At 61.3% G+C, this 20,102-nt stretch carries 17 protein-coding genes; 6 read left to right on the top strand and 11 right to left on the bottom strand.

Annotation, left to right across the window (positions count from 1 at the left end):
- The first annotated feature begins 50 nt into the window (after positions 1-50).
- From LUN51_RS14850 to LUN51_RS14840, 3 genes are all read left to right on the top strand, one after another.
- Positions 51-566 (top strand): restriction endonuclease subunit S, encoded by a 516-nt coding sequence (locus LUN51_RS14850; protein ID WP_431355582.1) that lies wholly within the window; start codon positions 51-53, stop codon positions 564-566.
- Entirely contained in the window at positions 566-1,543 is a 978-nt protein-coding gene (locus tag LUN51_RS14845) for an Abi family protein (RefSeq protein WP_277811845.1), read from the top strand. The genes LUN51_RS14850 and LUN51_RS14845 overlap by 1 nt, the downstream gene beginning before the upstream one ends.
- Positions 1,544-1,712: 169 nt before the next feature.
- Positions 1,713-1,943, top strand: a complete 231-nt coding sequence (locus tag LUN51_RS14840) for a hypothetical protein (RefSeq protein WP_277811844.1) — start codon at positions 1,713-1,715, stop codon at positions 1,941-1,943.
- A gap of 45 nt (positions 1,944-1,988) precedes the next feature.
- On the opposite strand, the gene LUN51_RS14835 is transcribed toward LUN51_RS14840, so the two are convergent.
- From LUN51_RS14835 to LUN51_RS14815, 5 genes are all read right to left on the bottom strand, one after another.
- Positions 1,989-2,657, bottom strand: a complete 669-nt coding sequence (locus LUN51_RS14835; RefSeq protein ID WP_011506379.1) for a GntR family transcriptional regulator — start codon at positions 2,655-2,657, stop codon at positions 1,989-1,991.
- A 63-nt stretch (positions 2,658-2,720) separates the two neighbouring features.
- The gene (locus LUN51_RS14830; protein ID WP_277811843.1) at positions 2,721-3,920 is read right to left on the bottom strand and encodes an alpha-hydroxy acid oxidase; all 1,200 of its coding nucleotides are present in this window, start codon (positions 3,918-3,920) and stop codon (positions 2,721-2,723) included.
- Positions 3,921-3,934: 14 nt separating this feature from the next.
- Positions 3,935-5,215: a TRAP transporter large permease gene (locus tag LUN51_RS14825; protein ID WP_084075598.1), complete on the bottom strand. Its 1,281-nt coding sequence runs from the start codon at positions 5,213-5,215 to the stop codon at positions 3,935-3,937.
- Complete coding sequence (locus tag LUN51_RS14820; RefSeq protein WP_277811842.1) at positions 5,212-5,730, bottom strand: TRAP transporter small permease; 519 nt, start codon at positions 5,728-5,730, stop codon at positions 5,212-5,214. Before LUN51_RS14820 ends, LUN51_RS14825 begins: the two co-directional genes overlap by 4 nt.
- 72 nt (positions 5,731-5,802) lie before the next feature.
- Positions 5,803-6,807, bottom strand: coding sequence for a TRAP transporter substrate-binding protein (locus LUN51_RS14815; protein ID WP_277811841.1), 1,005 nt, complete (start codon positions 6,805-6,807; stop codon positions 5,803-5,805).
- A 334-nt stretch (positions 6,808-7,141) separates the two neighbouring features.
- Here LUN51_RS14815 and LUN51_RS14810 point away from each other — a divergent pair, with 334 nt between their 5' ends.
- Entirely contained in the window at positions 7,142-8,290 is a 1,149-nt protein-coding gene (locus LUN51_RS14810) for a hypothetical protein (protein WP_277811840.1), read from the top strand.
- A 30-nt stretch (positions 8,291-8,320) separates the two neighbouring features.
- On the opposite strand, the gene LUN51_RS14805 is transcribed toward LUN51_RS14810, so the two are convergent.
- The 5 genes from LUN51_RS14805 to LUN51_RS14785 form a co-directional block, all read right to left on the bottom strand.
- On the bottom strand, positions 8,321-8,758 hold the full coding sequence (locus tag LUN51_RS14805; protein WP_277811839.1) for a type II toxin-antitoxin system VapC family toxin: 438 nt from the start codon (positions 8,756-8,758) through the stop codon (positions 8,321-8,323).
- Positions 8,755-8,997 (bottom strand): FitA-like ribbon-helix-helix domain-containing protein, encoded by a 243-nt coding sequence (locus LUN51_RS14800; protein WP_035410883.1) that lies wholly within the window; start codon positions 8,995-8,997, stop codon positions 8,755-8,757. The genes LUN51_RS14805 and LUN51_RS14800 overlap by 4 nt, the downstream gene beginning before the upstream one ends.
- Positions 8,998-9,100: 103 nt before the next feature.
- Positions 9,101-9,538: a hypothetical protein gene (locus LUN51_RS14795; RefSeq protein WP_277811838.1), complete on the bottom strand. Its 438-nt coding sequence runs from the start codon at positions 9,536-9,538 to the stop codon at positions 9,101-9,103.
- Positions 9,539-9,540: 2 nt separating this feature from the next.
- A complete protein-coding gene (locus tag LUN51_RS14790; protein ID WP_277811837.1) occupies positions 9,541-9,675 on the bottom strand; it encodes a hypothetical protein in 135 nt (44 codons plus the stop codon).
- The gene (locus LUN51_RS14785) at positions 9,666-9,893 is read right to left on the bottom strand and encodes a hypothetical protein (protein ID WP_277811836.1); all 228 of its coding nucleotides are present in this window, start codon (positions 9,891-9,893) and stop codon (positions 9,666-9,668) included. The genes LUN51_RS14790 and LUN51_RS14785 overlap by 10 nt, the downstream gene beginning before the upstream one ends.
- A gap of 131 nt (positions 9,894-10,024) precedes the next feature.
- Between LUN51_RS14785 and LUN51_RS14780 the strand changes: the two genes are divergently transcribed.
- Entirely contained in the window at positions 10,025-10,744 is a 720-nt protein-coding gene (locus tag LUN51_RS14780; protein ID WP_277811835.1) for a Crp/Fnr family transcriptional regulator, read from the top strand.
- A 55-nt stretch (positions 10,745-10,799) separates the two neighbouring features.
- Here the strand turns inward: LUN51_RS14780 and LUN51_RS14775 are convergent, their stop codons facing one another.
- On the bottom strand, positions 10,800-11,003 hold the full coding sequence (locus LUN51_RS14775; protein ID WP_277811834.1) for a hypothetical protein: 204 nt from the start codon (positions 11,001-11,003) through the stop codon (positions 10,800-10,802).
- Positions 11,004-11,233: 230 nt separating this feature from the next.
- On the opposite strand from LUN51_RS14775, the gene LUN51_RS14770 reads away from it, so the two are divergent.
- Positions 11,234-19,819 carry a GH36-type glycosyl hydrolase domain-containing protein gene (locus tag LUN51_RS14770; protein WP_277811833.1) on the top strand — a complete coding sequence of 2,862 codons (8,586 nt, stop codon included), beginning with the start codon at positions 11,234-11,236 and terminating at the stop codon, positions 19,817-19,819.
- Positions 19,820-20,102: the final 283 nt, after the last annotated feature.

The following is a 20,102-nucleotide window of genomic DNA, read 5'->3' as shown; positions in this document are numbered from 1 at the left end:
ACCGGCACAGGTGTTTCTGGGGGAATACTCCGGCGCCCTGGATACCGCAGGTGCTGCGCTTATTGGTTGAATTCAGGGTTCAAAGGGGGGAGCTTTCTAATTGCCACAACTTACCATTGTTTGAAATTTTTGATGAAGAGCTGGAACAATACAGGTTAAACGGGGGCGACATACTCATCGTAGAGGGAAATGGCAGCTCCGATGAAATAGGTCGTTGTGCAATCTGGGACAGTCGCATACCAAACTGTGTCTATCAGAATCATTTGATAAGAGTTAGGCCAGCCATTGAAGGGGGAAGCGATTTTATCGCGCTTTTTCTCAACTCTCCCTCGGGGATAGCAGAGATGAAGCGTCTTGCTGTAACGACAAGCGGTCTGTACAACCTTAGTGTTGGAAAGATAAGGAACATCAAGTTCCCTCTGCCACCCTTGGAAGAGCAACACCGTATCGTCGAAAAAGTTGAAGAGCTGATGGCCCTCTGCGACCAGCTCAAAGCCCGTCTGGGCGAGGCGGGCGAGACCCGCACTCATCTGGCCGAAGCGGTAGTGGAACAGGCGGTGTCCTGATGGCCTACGATCGACCATGGAAGTCCTTTCAAGAGCAGTTGGGTCTCCTCACCGAGCGCGGGATGCAGGTAGGCGACGAGGCCGCTGCCCTGGAGTATCTGGAGCGCGTCGGTTACTACCGCCTGAGCGCCTACTGGTACCCCTTTCGGGTCTTCGAGACGGTGGATCACGACCAGCATGGTCGACAGATTACCCAGGCCACCGACCGGTTCGTTCCCGATACCCAGTTCGTCGACGCGGTGCGACTTTACCTCTTCGACAAGGAGCTTCGGCTGCGCCTGACCGATGCACTTGAGCGCATCGAGATCGCGCTGCGAGTGGATATCGCCTACCTATTGGGCAAGAGCGATGCCTTCGCACACCTGCATCGCGCCACCTTCCACCCCTCCTTCGCCCGCCGCAAATCCGGACGTGACCCGCGCGACAGCTTCGAGAAGTGGCAGGAACGCTGCGAGGGGATGGAGCGACGTTCCAAGGAGGACTTCGTCAAGCACTATCGCCAGAAGCATGGGCCGCGACTGCCGATCTGGGTCGCCGTCGAGACTTGGGACTTCGGCACCCTGTCGCAGCTCTTCGCCATGATGAAGGTGCCGGACCAGGTACGGGTCGCGCAGAAATATGACGTTCAGGACTGGAAGGTCTTCCAGAGCTGGCTTCGCTCGCTGAACTACCTGCGCAACGTCTGCGCCCACCACAGCCGGCTCTGGAACCGTAACGTCATCGATCAGCCCAAGCTGCCCGAGATAGGCGTCTTGCCGTGGTGCGACGCGTTCCACGATCAACCGCAGTTGATCGCTCGCCCTTTCTTGCTGCTGAGTATCATCCGGCATATGACCAAGGTGATTTGCCCGAATACCGGCTGGCATCAACGCTTACAGACACATCTAGAGAGTTTCCCGGTACCGCATGCAGAGCGGAGGCTATCGCTGGAAGACATGGGCGCACCAACGGGCTGGGAGCGCTGGTGGACTGAGTAGCGGGCGAGAACACAAATAAGAACCCCCGCGTAAGCTCGTGAGAGCCAAGAGGCGGGGGCCGTGTTGGTCCTAATTTTAGGACCATGGCGTCATCATCACAAGACTTTCTTGTAACTAAAAGGGAAAGGTCACGCTGTCCGAGTCTGGGTCATCATTCCCAAGACCGGCTATGTGGGCGCCGGAAAGTGATCATCTCCACTGGGCAATCGACGAAGACGACGAAGAGGCTACGGAGTACCTCGTACCGGTTCGCTGGATCGCTTCTTTCCCGGCGTCCCAGGCATTCAGCGAAGTCGGCCTGTTCGGTAACCAGAACACCGTCTGCAAGCCGACGACGCCAAAGTGGGAGCACACCGTGGCACGGCTGAAGCAGGCCTGGAAAATCGACGAGTCTTGGTGAGTCTCAACGCGTGCATGTGGTGTTGCAAAGCTGGTGCCCTGCCCCTCAAGACAGATATTCCGAGTAGCTTTCGGCCAGCTTCTGGATGTTCTCGTCCATGTATTGCAAATGCGCTTTCATGGCGCTTTCCGCAGCGTCAGGATCGCGGTTGGCGATGGCGTCGATGATCCGCGTGTGTTCCTCGACGATGGCGGGCACGCGTTCTTCGTTGAGAAACAGCATCCGCACTCGGTTGATATGCAGCTGAACGTGGTAAATGATTTGCCAGACTGAGGGTTGCCCCGCGATGTCGGCAATCTTCTGATGAAGCTCTTCGTCGAGGGTTTCGATCTTGTAGTACTGCCCTTGCCGATACACGAGCCGCTGATGCTCGAGGTTGTCGTACAGATCTCGAGCATCGCGGTCGCTGCATTGCATGGCGGCGTCGCGTATCAGGGCGCATTCCAGCACCGAGCGCGTGTAGTGGGCCGCCTTGATGACATCAAGGCGGATGGGCGTCACGAAGGTGCCGCGCTGGGCGAAGATATCGACGAAGCCGTCGTAGCGCAGTCGCATCAGGGCTTCACGAATCGGCGTGCGGCTGATGCCGAACTCTTCCGACAGCGCTTTTTCATGAATCCTTTCACCGGGTTTCAGTACGGTGGTGATGATCTTGTCGCGTATATCGCTATAGGCACGATCACTCGACGACCGTTCCTGCACCCCTTTCATCATGCTTTTGGCTCCTGGCTGACGCGGCCGATTACGCTCTGTTACCGCCCATCCTACCCTGCCGCCCTAGGCGGGGCTAACCGTTTGCGACGCGCAGGCATCGCGTATCAAGGAGCGGTCGAGCTCCTGCAGATTGCTGCATCCGAGAAGCCCCAGGGTGCGGTCCATCTCCTTGTGCAGTAAGCCAAGTGCATGCTCGACGCCCGCCTGGCCGCCCGCGCCGAGCCCGTAGAGCGTCGTGCGGCCGAGCAGTACCGCGTCTGCTCCCAGAAGCACCGCCTTGAGAATATCGCTGCCGCGCCTGAAGCCGCCGTCCAGCAAGATGGTGAGCGCATCGCCCACGGCTGCCCTGACGTCGGGGAGGATCTCCATCGGCGAGACGGAGCTGTCCAGTTGGCGTCCGCCATGGTTGGACAGCACGATGCCGTCGATGCCGTATTCCACCGCCGTGCGGGCTTCTTCCACCGACAGGATGCCCTTGATCAGCAGGTTGCCGGACCAGTTGTCCCGCAGCCAGCGAATGTCCTCCCAGTTCAGGGAGGGCATCAAGTGCTTGCCTATCTCGGCGGCCGCGCCCTGCACGGAGGAATCCTCGGGCGGCAACAGATCCCCCAGGTTCTTGAAGGTGGGCACGCCGTGCGGATACAGCACATCCTTCATCCAGCCGGGCCTGCTCAACACATGCAACTTGTTGCGCCAGTTGAGCACGAAGGGGCGCGCGTAATTGCGCGTGTCCCACTCCCGATTACCATAGATGGCGCTGTCCGTGGTCACGACGATGGTGTCGTAGCCCGACGCCCGGCAGCGGTCGACCAGGTTCTTCACATAGTCGTGGTCACGATAGAAGTAGATCTGCATCCATGGCCATCCACCGGGAACCTTGGCGATCTCCTCCAGCGGCTCGGTCGAGGCATTGCTCAGCGTGAAGGGAATGCCCCGGTCCGCCGCAGCGCGGGCCAATTTGGAGTCTCCGTCCTGGGTGATCATGCCGTTGAACCCCGTCGGCCCGATTACGACCGGCATGCTCACCCGGTGGCCCAGCAGGTCTCGGCCGAGATCCCGCTGACTGACATCGGTCAACGTCTTGGGCGTGAACCGGTAGCGGTTGAAGACGGCCCGATTGTTGAGCAGGCTGACTTCATCGTCGGCGCCGCCATGAATGTATTCATAGACGAAGTTCGGAAGCCGTCGGCGTGCGATCTCAGCAAGTTCCGCGATGCTCAGTGCCTGATCGTAGCGCCGTCTGCGCGGCATGCTTCTTTTCATGTCAGCTCCATCATTCAACCGTTGTGCAGAATACTTAAGGGATAGGTCACGATCTCGGGGAAGAGAATCAGTGCAAACAGGATCGCCACGTACATCAACAGCATCGGCCATATGCCGCGCGAAATGTCGATGATGCTGATTCGGCTGATGCTGCACCCTACATAGAGCACCGTACCCACCGGCGGTGTGATCAAGCCGATGGAGAGGTTGATGATCATCACCACACCGAAGTAGATGGGGTCGATACCGAGCTGCTCGACCACCGGGATCAGCACGGGCGCGAAAATCAGCACGGCGGGTGTCATGTCCATCACGCAGCCGAACAGCAGCAGTATGACCATGATGATCAAGAGCATCAGGGTCGGGCTGTCGGTAATACTCGTGAGCCCTGCCGCGATCTGGGCGGGAACCTGCGCTACCGTGATCGCATATGCGGTGACAATGGCCGCCGAGGCGATCAGCATCACGATGGCCGTGGTCTTGGCGGTATTGGTGAGCACATCGAACAGCTGCGTCAGGCGAATTTCTCGATAGCAGAGGCTGATCAACAGCGCGTATACCGCGGCGACCACGCCCGCTTCTGTCGGCGTGAACACGCCTCCACGTAGCCCGACGATGATGATCAGGGGCAACAGCAAGGCCCAGAAGGCACGCTTGAAGCTGTGAAGCCGCGCTTGCCAGTTGGCACGCTCGAGCCGCTTGGTATCGGCTTTGCGCGCGACCAGCCACCAGGTGAACGTCATGCCGATCGCCATGATGATCCCGGGCACGATGCCGCCCATGAACAACCCGGTAATCGAGACGCCGCCCACGACCCCGTAAAGAATCAAGGGGATGCTCGGCGGAATCACGGTGCCCACGATGCCGACAGACGCCACCAGCGCGGTCGAGCGCTTCTTCTCGTAGCCTTGCGCCACCATCATGGGAATGAGGATCGAGCCCAGTGCTGCGGTATCGGCAACGGCGGAGCCGGATAACCCGGCAAAGATCACACCGGCCACGATGGCGACATACCCCAGGCCGCCTTTCACATGGCCTACCAGTGACGAGGCAAAGTCGACGATGCGCTTGGAAACACCCCCGGCATTCATGATCTCGCCGGTCAGGATGAAAAAGGGAATGGCCATCAAGGCAAAGCTGTTGGCCCCGGTGATGAAGTGCTCGGCCAGTGTCGTGACATTGAACATGTCCTGGGTCCACATCATCACCACGGCGGAGCTGAGCATGGCGAAGGCGATCGGCATGCCGATCAGCATCAACGAGAACAGCACGGCGAGAAAGACGACGACCATCATGACACCGACTCCTGGTCATGATCGTATGCCCATGTGGGGCCATTGCGGCCGGTCAGGACAAAGCTCAACGCCTGGTACGCCATCACTGCGGACATCAGAATGGCCGCGATCATGCCGGCATAGTAGTAATTGTTGATGGGAATATCGGTGGCGGGCCCGGTAATCCCCACGTTCAGTTCGATCAGGACCAGAAGTCCTTTGACCACGAGGGTCATCACCGCCACGGTCAGGGCCGTCGTCAGCAGGAACAGCAGCTTCTGAAGCCAGCCGGGAATGTGGCGCACCAGGATGTCCACACCCAGGTGGCTATGTTCCATCACCGCGAGGATGGAACCCAGGAACACGACCCATACGAAGAGGTATCGCGCCACCTCACTGGACCATGTCAGTCCGCTATCGAAGGCATAGCGGAGCACGACATTGGTAAAGACGAACCCCACCATCAGCACCAGGGCCACGGCAATGGCCAGCCTGATGGATGTTTTCAAGAAACCGAACAAGGTCGTCATCGACATGAAACCACCTCTTGTCCACTCGGTTTTGCCATGCGAACTCCAGGAGTTCGCATGGCATGCGTATGACGAACCTCAGGAGCCTTCACGTACCATGTTCACCATGTCTTCAGCCCAATCATACTGACTGTAAAAGTCGTCATAGATCGGCTGAACGGCTTTCACCATTTCATCGTGAAGTGCCTGGCTCGGCTCCGTCACTTCCAGGCCAGCCTTTTCGAGTTTATCTTTGATATCCGAAGCGGACTCACGCATCAAATTCCACTCCATTTCCATGGATTGGCGAGAGGCCTCCTGGATGACGTCTTGCTCTGAATCGCTCAGATTGTCGTAAAACTGCTGGTTCATCAGGTACACGTTGGGGCTGAACATATGCCGGCTTTCCAGCACGTTGTTTTGCACCTCGTACCATCCCGAGCGATACAGCGTGGCGAGGGGGTTATCCTGTCCATCGATCACTCCCTGCTCGAGCGCCGGGTAGACTTCGGACATCCCCATGGTCTGTACGTTGGCGCCTAACGCCTGCCCCACTTCCACGTACAGTTCCAGGTTGGGCATTCTCAGCTTGAAACCATCGAAGTCGTCCATGCTGTCGATTTTTTCCTTGCTCGAGAAAACGCGGAACCCATTCGCCGTCCACGCCAAGGGCTCTACCCCCAGCTCACGGAAATAGGGATCGATTTTCTCGCCGACAGGGCCATTCAGCATCGACTGCGCTTGATCATAGTCTTCGAACAAAAACGGCCACTCGGGAAACCCGATTTGCGGCTTGGCGGTCTGCAGCCCCATTCCGGCAATCGCCATTTCGATGCTGCCGGTTCTGACGCCATTGGTGTATTGCCGCTCGTCGCCGAGCGAGCTGTTGGGATAGATCTTCACCTGCATGTCGGAGTGGCTTTCGACATACGGCTTGAATTTTTCGCGGATGGCCACGTTTTGAGGATGATCTTCCGCGAAGTAACTCGCGACCTTGATGGTCGCCGTGCTTTGTGCGTAGACATTTCCGGCAAACATGGCCGTTCCCACCAATGCGGAACCAACCAGAGTGCGGCCTATGATGGCTGGGAGTGAGTATGTCATTTGTTGTGCTCTCCGTTCGCTGATACAGGCGCTGGCATCGAAGGCTCTCTATGGAGCCGACTGATATACTAGTATTCACTATGTGGAGCGCCTAGAAAGACTTTTGTCTAAACACGAACCTCTGGCGCTTGTGCTGGCGATGGAGAGGAAGGTCGAGGCGTGCAGGTCAGGAGGGAGCGATGGCTTCTTCGCGATGGCCTTTCGCAATGATCTTTCGTAATGGTCCTTCACCATGACCACCGGGCTTGGGATCGCGTCCTTTACAAGGTACCTTTACGCGCCTTGCGCGCCGTGACACATGGCGCCTCTTCCCTTTACTGCCAGGACTGCATCGATGGACGACTCCCTGCTGGTCAGCCTCCGCCGCTATCGCCCCCGAGAAGGCCGCGATAGCCTCGAGGATTACCTCACCGAGATTTTCGCCTGGCTGCTGCGGAATTCCCGCGAGGTGGCCGATGCCTTTCTCGACACCGTCATGAGCCATGTGCCGGAGGCGGACCGCCTCGAACTGCCCGATGCCGATCAGGACATCACCTGGGAGACACAAGCGCCCTATCCGGGGGCGCGGCTCGACATGCTCGCCCAGTGGCCGGGCGGCGCTCTGCTTTTCGAGCACAAGGTGCATGCGCCGCTCTCGGCCGAGCAGGTGAACAAGTATCGCGAGCTGGCGGCGTCGGAGTTTCCCGGCAAGTCCGCGCGGGTGATCGTGGTCTCCGCCAATACCGGTCAGCATCGGCCGGAAGCGCACGGCTGCCTGTGCTGGGAGGACGTGTACAAACTGCTCGAGACACGCCACAAAACGCTGAGCGACCCGACGGAGCACTTTCATATCGCCAGCTTCCTGGCCCTGTTACGGCACGAGGGGCTGCATCCGGCGGCGCCGATCAGCCATCAGGCGGTGGCGTTCTACCCGGTGGCGTGGCGTTTTCCGGAGCAACTGGCGGATGCGCTGACACCGCTGGCGTACGAGGAGTGGCCGCTCGCGGAGCGCTATGAAGGACGCAACCCCAAGACGCGCTGGGGCCGGCTGGGGTTCGAGCTGATCCCCGCCGGTGGTCCCCTTCACTGGATGCCGGGGCTGTTCGTGGGGGTGATTCTCGACGGGCGCGACCACCTGGTGCAGAACCGGCATACCGACCGGGTGATGCTGAACGTCATTCTCGACTTCTCGGTCAAGCTGCACGACATCTACCCGCAACTGCCGAGCTATCGGCGACTCGTGCAACAGCTTCGCGAGCGGACGCCTCACCGGGGCTGGCACTTCTACGATCACCTCGAGGAACGCCCGGCCAATCGCCATCATCCTCTGTACCTGGAGACGCCCCTGCTCGACGTGCTGCGCGGGACGACCACCATGGAAGAACAACGCGATGCGATTCGCCGCGCCGTTCGTGACGCGATCGAGCTGCTGCAGCACGATGACGCCCTGAAGACGCTGACCGATGAAGTCCGGCACAAGGCGAGTTCGTTGACCGAGGCCTGATGGCAATGACGAGGGAGCATCGTCCGACACCTACGATCTTGGCACTGAGCGATGCTCCCACGGATTGAGTATATCGATGCCAAGCGCCTCGAAGTCCTTCACGTTGCGTGTCGCCAGCATCGCGTGATGCTGCCGACAGATCGCGGCGATTTGAGCGTCAGCGGTATGCACCACCCTGCCTGCACGCTCACTGATTGCTACTGATTCTGCGTAGTGCACCGCCGCCACCTCATCGAACGGCAGAATGCGGCCTGCAAAATCTTCCTCGAACATCGCTGCTGCCATGGCGGCGAAACGGCGTTGGCGCTTGCCACTGGGCAAGCGCTCGATGCCATAGAGTATTTCCGCAACGGTAATAGCGGTAATAGTCACTTCACTCGCATCTTGGCTATCCAACCAGTCGACAACGCACGCGTCTGGTGTGGGCCGCATAAGCTCGGATAGCACATTGGTATCCAGGACGGTCATACGTCGAGATCCGGAGCGCGAGGCTTGTCAGACCTGGCTGGCATCTCCAGCTCGACACCTCCCGCTGTTGCAAAGCGCTCTCGTATACGGCTGCCTAATCCCCCTTTTTGAGGCTGGTTCAAGGCGCCGCGAAGAATAATACGCACCTCCTCTTCCATGGAGTGGCCATGCTTGGCCGCTTCCATACGAAGCTGAGCCTTTATTTGCTCGTCCAAATTGCGAATCGTGATCGATGCCATACTAGCCTCTCCATACGATCTCAATGCAATCAATGATAGCACCAAACCGTCAAAAGTACCTATGATGGTCTACGCACGAAGAGAGGCACGGCTACTCACCCTATCAGGGCTTCGCCATGCGGGCGCTGCCGGCTTTCGTGCTGCGTGCGCTCACCAGGCGGAAGCCCACCGCACCGGCGATCACCAGCATGACGCCGCAGCCCGTCGCCAGCAGGTAGGCGCCGGTCACCGCGCTATCGGCCACGCCGAAACGTCCGGCCAGCGCCGCCAGCGAGCCGGCGTACTGCCACCATAGAAAGGCCCCCACCGCGACGCCGGCCAGCATGGTCGCCCCGGCCACCCGTCGACTGACCGCCGCCCAGCTGCGCTCGTTCTCCACCGGGCTACGGTGCAGAAAGGCGCGGTACTCACTCTCTGCCTGGCTGACGTGGGTCAACCTGGAGACGATCACGATCGCCACCAGCGCCACCAGGGTGCTGAGTATCACCGGGTGGAGATAAACGGGCAGCGAGACCCATTCCGCCTGCACCATCAGCGACAAGATCAGATTGCCGACGAAGCCGACCCCCAGACCCCAGCCGGCACCAGATGCTCATCAGCGCCACCGGCCCCCTGCATCACGCCCAGCAAGTAAGCCCCCAACCCGAATACGGTGGTGAGCCCGGCGATCATCTGCACGCGTTTCGAAGCGAAGCGCTTGCCGAAGAATCAGGCACTGTCAACGCCTCGCTGCGGCGCAGGTAACGGCCGAACACCAGCGCCCCGAGCAGACAGCCCGAGGTGCTGATGGCGGCGAAGATCAGCATGACGAAGGGGTACCCCTGGTAGGCGAAACCGGTCTCGCCCCGAAAGGCACTGGTACTCAGGTAGCTGGCGACCAAGGTGCCGAGAATCATCAGCGTGGGGGCGTTACACCCGGCGGTCGACGTGTCGGCTACGCGACGTGAATGACCTTGCGTCCACTACGATAAGATTGAAGAAAGATGGCACAGCAAGGCTTGAAAGTTCTTTCCGATGGAGAAGATGCATGACCGAGAGCCTTTCTCTTGAGAAAAATCACCTGCTGGCAGCGCTACCCAGCGAGGTCAAGCAGCGGTTATCACCTTGTCTGGAGCCGGTACAGCTTTCCTTGGGACAAGTACTGCACGAGGCGGGGGGTGCGCTGAGTCATGTCTATTTCCCCAGCGACGCAATCGTGTCGCTGCTCTACGTGACGGAGAACGGAGCATCAGCGGAGATCGCGGTGGTGGGTAACGAAGGTCTGGTGGGTATCGCCGTCTTCATGGGTGGCGAAAGTACCACCAGCCGGGCGATCGTGCAGAGTGCCGGCCAGGCGCTGAGGTTACCGGTGCACCAGCTCAAGGATGAATTCAATCGCCATGGGGAAATGCTGCACCTGTTGTTGCGCTATACCCAGGCACTGATCACCCAGATGGCGCAAACGGCGGTGTGCAACCGCCACCATTCGATCGATCAGCAGTTATGTCGATGGCTGCTGCTGTCTCTGGACCGGCTCCCAGGCAATCAATTGAACATGACCCAGGAACTGATCGCCAACATGTTGGGGGTGCGTCGCGAAGGGGTCACCGAGGCGGCCGGCAAATTGCACAGGCTGGGTGTGATCGAATACCGGCGCGGCCATATCACGGTGCTCGACAGACCCCTGCTCGAGCAGCTTAGCTGCGAATGTTATGCCGTGGTCAAGAAGGAGAGCGATCGCCTGATGCCTTATTACACGACCACGTAAACCGGCAAGCGAGGTAATCCTTGGAAATGGCGGACCATGAGGTCCGCCAGGTCGTTCAGACTTGGCCGGGCTGCATGCTCATGAGGTCGTCGTCCCCGCGAGCCGCTTGCAATGGCTCACCCAGGCTAGCTTGGCTGGGAACGTGCAGGTACTTGAGCGTGCTGAAAACGACCGGCTCGTGGTCGGAGCGACGCGCAGCCAGTGGGCTCAAGCCCCGCGAAGCACCGGTGGCGACAGACAGAATGCTGAGATTTTTCATGGTAAGACCTCGATGACGCCGTCCGCGAAATGCATGACAGCGACAAAGCAATAGTGCCTTAAGCACCCCAGGCGTTCAGTGCGCTAGCGCGCTTAAGTAGCTATTTTTCGCCTGTTCTGGAAGTGCAGTGTGCGCTGGCGCACCGACAAATTCGTGGTTAATTCGCATAATTCTGGTAACGAAACATCGCTTGCCCCAATGGGCAATGCGCATCGACCAGGATAGCGCTTGTGGCCTCTCTGCTTAGTATTGTACGCCAGGCTTTCACCTCGCCATCGCCCTGGCATGATACGGCCCCGGTGCGGGAAGAGCTGTTCAGTGCCGAGCGGCTCGAACAACATGCCGGCAGCCTCGCAAAAGCTCAGCGTGTCACCGACAAACCGCCCAGGGTGTTGCCGCTGGCAAGGCGGCTTGAGGACAACGCCAAGGTCTTGTTGAGGGCCTATCGTGCATGTGCCCTGGAAGTCGCCGAAGGGCGCGATATCGTGCCCGCCGCGGCCTGGCTGCTCGACAATTATCACCTCATCGACGCCCAGATCCGCGAGATTCGTGGCGATCTGCCACCCGGTTATTATCGCCAGCTCCCCAAACTGGCCGATGGGCCCTTTGCCGGCTACCCACGTGTCTTCGGTCTGGCCTGGGCCTTTGTCGCCCACACCGACAGCCATTTCGACCCCGCTACCCTACGTGGCTTCATTACGGCCTACCAACGCGTTCAACCATTGACCATCGGCGAGCTATGGGCGGTAGCGATCACTCTGCGGATCGTACTCATAGAGAACCTGCGACGACTCGCCGAGCAGATCGTCAGCGAACAGGCTGCACACAACGAGGCCGATGCCCTGGCGACCCGGTGGCTGGTCCCGGAGGGGCATCGTTCTTCATTGGATGCCAGTACGCTGCCCCGCAGCACGATGCCATTGGCAGGGCCCTTCGTCGCTCAGTTGGCCAAGCGCTTGCGCGGTCTAGACCCGCGAACCAACCCCATGGTGGGCTGGCTGGAGGAACAGGTCAGCGCCCAGGACGACGCCATCGATGACGTGATCCAGCAGGCCCAGCAGCGTCAAGGCGCCGCCAACGTCACCGTTCGCAACATCATTACCAGCATGCGCTTCGTGTCGAGCATCGACTGGGCGGAGCTGTTCGAAAGCGTCAGCCTGGTCGATGAACGGCTAGAACAAAGTGGTCTCTTCACAACACTGGATTTCCCGACGCGCAACAGTTATCGCAGTGCCGTGGAACAATTGGCCCGGGGCTCTGCGCGGGAGGAGTTGGAGGTAGTGGACCAGGCCCTGGCCGCATCACGCGAGGCGATGGCGAACGCCGATGGCCCCATCGAGACCGCCCGCGTGGGCGATCCCGGCTATTTCCTGATCGCCGCCGGGCGGCCTTCGCTCGAGCAAGCAATCGGCTTTCGACCTTCACTGCGTCAGCGCTTGCGGCAGGCCATTCTGACCAGTGGCATGAGCGGCTACGTTGGCCTGATCGCGGTAGCTACCGCTGGGTTGCTGACGATGACATTGGCAGCTTTATGGTCGCTGTCCGCGGGTCAATTCCCCCTCGTGTGGCTGTGGTTGCTGGGGCTGCTGGGGCTACTCCCCGCCACCGAAGTGGCGACGCTACTGGTCAATCGGTTGATCATTTTTAGCGTCGGTGCCCAGCCCCTGCCGAGCCTGGATCTCTCCGAAGGCGTTCCAACTACCCTGCGCACGCTGATCGCCGTGCCGACGTTGCTGACCAACGAGGCCGACCTGCGCGAGCAGATCGAGCGGCTAGAGGTCCATCACCTGGCCAGCGGTGGCGGCGCCATCGTATACGCCCTGCTCACCGATGGAGTCGATGCCCAGCACGAGGATATTGCCGAGGACGTCCCATTGTTAGCGAGTGCCCGTGCGGCAATCGCCCAACTGAACCGCCGCCATGGCGACAATGACGGTCACGAGCGCTTTTTCCTGCTGCACCGTCGGCGGGTGTTCAATCGTGGTGAGAATTGCTGGATGGGCTGGGAGCGCAAACGTGGCAAGCTGCATGAGCTCAACCGCTTGCTCCGCGGCGCCCTCGACACCACCTTCCTGGCTTCGACCGCTATACCGCGCGATGTACGTTATGTCATCACGCTGGATGCGGATACCCGGCTGCCCCGCGGGGCGGCCAGCCAGCTCATCGGCAAGATGGCACACCCACTGAATCAACCCCGGTTCGATGCAAGCCGCCAGCGCGTCATGGAAGGCTACGCTATTCTCCAGCCGCGGGTAACGCCCTCGCTGCCGCTGGGCCGCCAGGGGTCGATCCATCAACGCCTGTTCTCCGCACCCGGTGGCATCGATCCCTATGCCGCGGCCATATCGGATCTGTATCAGGATCTTCTCGGCGAGGGCTCCTTTGCCGGCAAGGGCATCTACCATATCGATGCCTTCGAAGCCTCGCTCAGCGGGCGCGTGCCGGAGAACCGGGTGCTCAGCCATGACCTGTTCGAGGGCGTGTTCGCCCGCGCCGGCCTGGCTTCGGATATCGAAGTCATCGAGGAATTCCCGTCCCGCTACGATGTCGCCGCCAAGCGCCAACATCGCTGGACACGAGGCGACTGGCAATTGCTGCCATGGATTTTCGCGCAGGCGATGCCCTGGACCGGGCGCTTGAAACTGATGGACAATTTACGCCGTTCACTGCTGGCGCCACTGCTGCTGGCCTGCCTTGCCGCCAGTTGGTTATTACCGCTGCCCGCGGCGCTAGCAGGCACGCTATTCGTCGTCACGGTCATCGCCGCGCCCGCGCTGCTGCCACTGCTGCTGTCGCTGATTCCGACTCAAGCAGGCGTCAACCCGCGACACTATTTTCACCAATGGCTTTCCGATCTGAAACTGGCCTCGGCCCAGACCCTGTTGTGGGTGGCCTTCCTGCCCGACCAGACCTGGCGGATGCTGGATGCCATCGTCAGGACCCTGGTTCGTGTGTTGGTCACCCGTCGCCACCTGCTCGAGTGGACGACGGCCGCACAGTCGATGGGACGGCCGAGACTGACGCTGACAGGCTTTTATCGCAGCATGGCGCCGGGGACCGTACTGGCGCTGGTAGTGTCGTCGGGTGTCTTGAGCCTGGCGCCTCAGGCCTGGCCCGTGGTGCTGCTCCCGGTGCTGCTCTGGCTGGTGGCGCCGGTCATCGCTGCGTGGATCAGCCGGCCCGGAAGTCTCGCCCCGGAATACCCGCTCTCGATAGCCGAGGCACAGGAACTGCGTCTGATCGCGCGGCGCACCTGGCGTTTCTTCGAAACCTTCGTCACAGCTCGAGACAACTGGTTGCCGCCAGACAACTTCCAGGAAGCGCCTCAACCCGTGGTCGCCCGGCGCACCTCCCCCACCAACATGGGGCTGTATCTCCTGTCGGTGCTGGCCGCCCGCGACTTCGGTTGGCTGGGCGCGCTGAATAGCGCCGAGCGCCTGGAGGACACGCTGAGGGTCATGCAGACCCTCCCGCGCTATCGCGGGCATTTTTTCAATTGGTACGACACTCAGGACCTTCGTCCGTTGACTCCCAGGTACGTCTCCTCGGTCGATAGCGGTAATCTCGCGGGCCACCTACTCACCGTCGCCAATGCCTGTGAAGCCTGGTCGCAAGGCGAACTGTCGCCCGATCCTCGTCCAGGTATCGCGGATAATCTGCATCTGGCGCGCGAGGCCCTTGAGGCGACACCGCCGGCACATGGCGCGCATGTCGCCTCGCTCGAGGCCGGTCTGGAGGAGATCGAGGCGTATTTGCAGGACGACCCCCTGGTCGTGGCGTGGTCGCCGACACTGAAACGACTCAGTGATCACGTCACGGGGCTCGCCCATGAGGCCCTGCAAGGCGCCGAAGACACCTGGGCCGAAGAGGTGTTGTTCTGGGTGGGAGCCTTGCGCAAGTCGATCGCCGAGCATTGCCGCGACCGAAAGAAGATCGCCAGGCCCGAGCCTCGGGAACGACTCTTGGAACGCTTCAGAGAGATCGCCGCCACCGCGCGGCGCATGGCACTGGAAATGGATTTCGCCTTTCTGTTCGTCCCCGAACGCCAGTTGCTGTCGATCGGCTATTCCGTGGACGACAACACGCTCGACGGCAGTTGCTACGACCTGCTGGCCTCCGAAGCGCGGCTGGCCAGCCTGTTGGCGATTGCCAAGGGTGATGTCCCGACGCGCCACTGGTTCCGTCTCGGACGCACGGCCACGCCGCTGGATCACGGCTCGGCGCTGATTTCCTGGTCGGGCTCGATGTTCGAATACCTGATGCCGTCGCTGGTGATGCGCGCCCCCGCGGGCAGTCTTCTCGAGCAGAGCAACCGCCTGGTGGTCAAGCGTCAGGTGGCGTATGCCGCTTCGCTGGGGATTCCCTGGGGCATCTCCGAATCCGCCTACAATGCCCGCGATAGGGAATTCACCTATCAGTATTCCAACTTCGGCGTGCCCGGCCTGGGGCTGAAGCGCGGTCTCTCCGCCGACCTGGTGGTGGCTCCTTATGCGACCGGCCTGGCGACGATGGTCGATCCACTTGGTGCGCGTCGCAACTTCACCCGGCTCGCCGGTTTGGGGGCACTGGGCCGCTATGGATTCTACGAAGCGCTCGACTTCACCCGCTCGCGAGTCCCGGCGGGTGAGGAGTTCGCCATCGTGCGTAGCTTCATGGCCCACCATCAGGGCATGAGCATCGTGGCCATCGCCAATACCCTGCACGAGGGACGGATGCGTGAACGCTTCCATCGTGAACCGATCATCCAGGCCAGCGCACTGCTGTTGCAGGAACGCATCCCACGCGACGTAGCCATAGCCCATCCCCGCGCCGAGGAAGTGAAATCGCCACCGAGCGAGACGCTCAACGAAAGCCATGCGATTCGTCGTATAGCGCCAACAACCGTAGGCGCACCGGTGACCCATCTGCTGTCGAACGGACGCTATTCGGTCATGTTGACGGCGACGGGGGCGGGGTACAGCCGCTGGGGGCATGTCGCCATCAGTCGCTGGCAAGAAGACGCGACCCGCGACCATTTGGGCAGCTTCATCTTCCTGCGCGATAGAGACACAGCCGACCTCTGGTCGGCCGGCGGCCCCATGCCCGACAAAGGAACGAACGTCGAGAAAGATAGCCAGGATGTGCTCTTTGCCGAGGACTATGCCCGCTTCACGCACCGTCATGGCGACCTGACCACCCACCTCGATGTGCTGGTCTCGGGCGAGGACGACAGCGAGGTGCGGCGCGTATCATTGACCAATAGCGGGCGGCGGACGCGAAATATCGACGTCACCTCCTATTCGGAACTGGTGCTGACCACGCCAGCCGCCGACAACGCCCACCCCGCTTTCGCCAAGCTGTTCGTGGTCACCGAATACCTCAAGGAATTCAACGCGCTGATCGCCACCCGCCGTCGGCGTGGGCCGGACGAAGCAGAAATCTGGGCCGCCCACTTCAGCGTGGTGGAAGGCGACATCCCGAGCGAGCCGCAATACGAGACCGATCGCGCTCGTTTCATCGGCCGGGGACGTACGGTGACCACGGCCGCTGCCCTGAGCGGGGAAAAGCGGCTGACGAACACCACGGGGACGGTGCTCGATCCGATCTTTTCGCTGCGGCATCGCCTCAAGGTCGCCCCCGGCAAAGTCACCCGTGTCGCTTTCTGGACCGTCGTGGCGGCATCACGCGAGGCCCTGCTGGACCTGATCGACAAGCATCACGACCGCAGCGCCTATGAGCGGGCCAAGACCCTGGCCTGGACCCAGGCGCAAGTCCAGCTTCGCCACTTGAGCATCACGCCCGAGGAAGCGGCGGACTTCCAGCGCCTGGCCGCCCCCATCCTGTATGCCGACCCGCGTTTCAGGGCCTCGCGTGAGGCCATCGCGCGCGGCGCGGGGCCGCAATCGGCACTCTGGCCGCACGCCATTTCCGGCGACCTGCCGATCGTGTTGCTGCGCATCGATTCGACCGATGACATGGCCCAGGTGCGCCAGTTGCTGCGTGCCCATGAGTACTGGCGCATGAAGCGTCTCGGCGTCGATCTGGTGATTGTCAACGAGCGTGCCTCCTCCTATATGCAGGATCTCCAGCAGGCCATCGAGACCGCGGTGCACAGCAGCCAGTCGCGGCCACGTATCCATGAGGGGCATGCCCAGGGCTCGGTGATCGCCTTGCGTGCCGACCTGATGGGCCTCGACGCCCGTCTGCTGTTGCAATCCGTGGCCCGGGTGGCGCTGGTGGCGCACCGCGGGCCGATTGCCGATCAACTCGCGCTGATACCGCCCGCGCTGCGGTACCCGCCCCCTGCACCGATTTCAAGAAAGACCCGGCTGCGTGGAACGGGAACGCAAGTACGAGACATTGAGGTACCGCCTGCGCTCGAGTTCTTCAATGGCCTGGGGGGCTTCGACAAGCAGGGGAAGGAATACGTGACGATCCTCGAGAGCGGGCGCTCTACGCCGGCCCCGTGGCTCAACGTGATCGCCAACACCGGGTTCGGTTTCCAGGTCTCGGCGGAGGGCTCCGGCTACCTGTGGGCCGACAACAGCCGCGAAAACCCGCTCACTCCCTGGTCGAACGATCCCGTGATGGACCCCTGCGGCGACGCGATCTACGTGCGCGACGAAGAGAGCCTGGCGGTGTGGACGGCGACGGCACTGCCGGTGCGTGACGAGGGGCGCTACGTGGCCCGGCACGGTTTCGGCTATAGCCGCTTCGAGCACGAGGCTCACGGCATCGCCCTCGATCTGGTGCATTTCGTGCCGCTCGGCGACCCCATCCGCATTTCGCGCCTGAGCCTCGAGAATCGCTCGGGCCGCACTCGCCGGTTATCCATCACCGCCTACGTGGAGTGGTCGCTGGGTCTGTCACGCAGCGCATCCGGCCCGTTCATCATCTCGCGCAGGGATGAAGCCTGTGGCGCGATGCTGGTCAGCAATCCCTGGAACATGGCCTTTCCCGGACGCGTCGCCTTCGCCGACCTGGGCGGCCTGCAAACGGCCTGGACGGCGGATCGCGGTGAATTCCTCGGCCATGGCGGCAGCCTGTCCTCCCCCGCGGGTCTTGCCGGCCGCACCCCCCTTTCCGGAGCCACAGGCGCCGGGTGGGATCCCTGCACGGCCCTGCAGTGCACCGTCGAGCTGGCAGCGGGGGAGACGGTCGAGATCGTCTCGTTCATCGGCCAGTGCCATTCCACCGATGAGGCCAGGGAGCTCGTCGTTCATTATCGCCAGGCCGATCTCGACGCCGAACTCGCCGCGGTCACGGCTTACTGGCAAGGGCAACTTGGCGCAGTGCAGGTCTCTACGCCCGATCGCGCCATGGACATCATGCTCAACGGCTGGCTGCTCTATCAGACCCTGGCCTGCCGGATCACCGCGCGTTCCGCCTTCTACCAGGCCAGCGGCGCCTATGGTTTCCGCGACCAGCTACAGGATGGCATGGCCCTGACCTTCGCCAGCCCCGGGACGACCCGACACCATCTGCTGCGTGCCGCTTCGCGGCAGTTCGTCGAAGGCGATGTCCAGCACTGGTGGCTGCCCCATTCCGGCCAGGGCGTGCGCACCCGCATTTCCGACGACCGGGTCTGGCTGGCCTACGCCAGCGCCCTCTACATCGCGACCTCGGGCGACGCCGCCGTGCTGGACGAGTCGGTGGGCTTCCTGGAAGGCGCATTGCTCGCCGACGGTGAGCACGATGCCTTCTTCCAGCCCATGATCGCCGACGAAAGCGCCTCGCTGTTTGAACATTGCGCGCGCGGTCTCGACCAGTGCCTGGCGCTGACGGGCGAGCATGGCCTGCCGCTGATCGGCGGCGGCGACTGGAACGATGGCATGAATCGGGTCGGTGAGGCAGGCAAGGGCGAAAGCGTGTGGCTGGGCTGGCTGCTGGCACGCACCCTGGACCTGTTCCTGCCCTTCGCCGAACAACGCAGCGGCGAAGATGCCCGCGCCAAGCGCTGGCGGGCCCACGCGGTCTCGCTGCGTGAGTCGCTCGAACAGCATGCCTGGGATGGTGAGTGGTACCGGCGGGCGACCTACGACGACGGTAGCTGGCTCGGCACCCAGGAGAGCGATGAGTGTCGTATCGATTCGATTGCCCAGTCCTGGGCGGTACTCTCCGGTGCGGCCGATCCACAGCGCGCCGCCCTCGCCATGCGTTCGCTGGAGCGCGAATTGATCCGCGAGGACCCAGGGCTGGCGCTGCTGTTCTGGCCTCCCTTCGACTACCCCACGCGCGACCCCGGCTATATAGGCGGCTACCCTCCCGGACTGCGAGAAAACGGCGGCCAATACAGCCATGCCTCGATGTGGGTCATCCTGGCGTATGCGCAGTTGGGCGAAGGCGACAAAGCCGCCGAGCTGTTCTCGCTACTCAATCCCATCAACCACGCCCGCACCGTGGAAGAAGCAGAACGTTATAAAGTCGAGCCCTATGTCGTGGCTGCCGATGTGTACTCCGTTGCCCCGCATGCCGGGCGAGGCGGCTGGACCTGGTACACGGGGTCCGCCGGCTGGATGTATCGGGCAGGGCTCGAAGGCATCCTTGGCATCCGTCGCGAAGGGGCCTTCCTGGTCGTCGCCCCATGCCTGCCCGCCGCCTGGCCGGGCTTCGAAGCGACCATTGTAGTGGCCTCGTCGCATTACACCATCCAGGTGGATCAGTCACGGAACCTTGCCACCTCGCAAGCCCACCTGGATGGAGAAGCGATCGCCTGTGTTGCCGGGAAAGTCCGTGTGCCGCTCGATGGCGCCCGGCACCATCTGGTGCTTGCGATACCCACCACTCGGCCCTCGGCGGTTGGCAAAGCGCATCCGGAAGTGTCGGCCCCCGAATAGTTGGATCACATGTAACGCTCAACAATGTTCTATAGAATATTTTTAAAATGCTAAGCTCTGCACAGCTAAACATCCAGAGCACTCTCAAAAAAGCACCAGCCTTCCGAGGCCTTTTTTAAATTTAAATCTGTATCAAGAGCGTAGCCTATTGGTTAAATAACGTAAATACAGCCGGCGCCCCATTGATTCCCAAGGGTTTTTAAAATGGCATCATTTGTTTCAATATTGACCTTTAATGAGCGTCTCGCAAATAGCGCTAAAGAAACACTGAATAAGTTTTTTC

The sequence above is a fragment of the Chromohalobacter canadensis genome, assembly GCF_029544075.1.
Classification (GTDB): domain Bacteria; phylum Pseudomonadota; class Gammaproteobacteria; order Pseudomonadales; family Halomonadaceae; genus Chromohalobacter; species Chromohalobacter canadensis_A.
The sequence above is the reverse complement of the archived record's forward strand: the minus strand, read 5'-3'. Positions and strand labels throughout refer to the sequence as shown.

Excerpts from the sequence above, each read along its gene's own strand:
- LUN51_RS14840 (WP_277811844.1), top strand. The coding sequence starts at position 1,713 with ATGTGGGCGCCGGAAAGTGATCATCTCCACTGGGCAATCGACGAAGAC.
- LUN51_RS14845 (WP_277811845.1), top strand. The coding sequence starts at position 566 with ATGGCCTACGATCGACCATGGAAGTCCTTTCAAGAGCAGTTGGGTCTC.
- LUN51_RS14775 (WP_277811834.1), bottom strand. The coding sequence starts at position 11,003 with ATGAAAAATCTCAGCATTCTGTCTGTCGCCACCGGTGCTTCGCGGGGC.
- LUN51_RS14825 (WP_084075598.1), bottom strand. The coding sequence starts at position 5,215 with ATGATGGTCGTCGTCTTTCTCGCCGTGCTGTTCTCGTTGATGCTGATC.
- LUN51_RS14820 (WP_277811842.1), bottom strand. The coding sequence starts at position 5,730 with ATGTCGATGACGACCTTGTTCGGTTTCTTGAAAACATCCATCAGGCTG.
- LUN51_RS14785 (WP_277811836.1), bottom strand. The coding sequence starts at position 9,893 with ATGATTCTCGGCACCTTGGTCGCCAGCTACCTGAGTACCAGTGCCTTT.
- LUN51_RS14830 (WP_277811843.1), bottom strand. The coding sequence starts at position 3,920 with ATGAAAAGAAGCATGCCGCGCAGACGGCGCTACGATCAGGCACTGAGC.
- LUN51_RS14810 (WP_277811840.1), top strand. The coding sequence starts at position 7,142 with ATGGACGACTCCCTGCTGGTCAGCCTCCGCCGCTATCGCCCCCGAGAA.
- LUN51_RS14835 (WP_011506379.1), bottom strand. The coding sequence starts at position 2,657 with ATGATGAAAGGGGTGCAGGAACGGTCGTCGAGTGATCGTGCCTATAGC.
- LUN51_RS14805 (WP_277811839.1), bottom strand. The coding sequence starts at position 8,758 with ATGACCGTCCTGGATACCAATGTGCTATCCGAGCTTATGCGGCCCACA.
- LUN51_RS14815 (WP_277811841.1), bottom strand. The coding sequence starts at position 6,807 with ATGACATACTCACTCCCAGCCATCATAGGCCGCACTCTGGTTGGTTCC.
- LUN51_RS14800 (WP_035410883.1), bottom strand. The coding sequence starts at position 8,997 with ATGGCATCGATCACGATTCGCAATTTGGACGAGCAAATAAAGGCTCAG.
- LUN51_RS14780 (WP_277811835.1), top strand. The coding sequence starts at position 10,025 with ATGACCGAGAGCCTTTCTCTTGAGAAAAATCACCTGCTGGCAGCGCTA.